Below are 286 nucleotides of genomic sequence, written 5' to 3'. Positions count from 1 at the left end.
AAATGCAATACAGCCTCCCCCGAAATCGTGGGGGGGTTTGGGGGGGCTCTGGCCCTTGACTGTTGGTTAAACATGGAGAGATCGGGATGGTTTTCTCGTCCAATGTGTTCCTGTTTCTGTTCTTGCCGATCTTCCTCGGCTTGTACTATTTGAGCGGGCAACGCTATCGCAATCTGCTGCTGCTGATTGCCAGCTACGTGTTCTACGCCTGGTGGCGAGTGGACTTCCTGGCGCTGTTCGCGGCCGTCACGCTGTGGAACTACTGGATCGGCCTAAAGGTCGGTGC

The 286-nt window shown here is 55.9% G+C and carries 1 protein-coding gene; it reads left to right on the top strand.

All coding sequences use genetic code 11. From position 1 onward, the window contains the following. Positions 1-86 precede the first annotated feature (86 nt). Positions 87-286, top strand: a 200-nt coding sequence (locus AAEY72_RS14480) for a hypothetical protein (protein ID WP_502945393.1), incomplete at its 3' end; no start/stop codon positions are given.

It is taken from the genome of Psychrobacter sp. W2-37-MNA-CIBAN-0211, assembly GCF_040309405.1.
GTDB classification, from domain to species: Bacteria; Pseudomonadota; Gammaproteobacteria; order Pseudomonadales; family Moraxellaceae; genus Psychrobacter; species Psychrobacter glaciei.
This window is presented reverse-complemented; position numbering and strand designations above follow the sequence as displayed.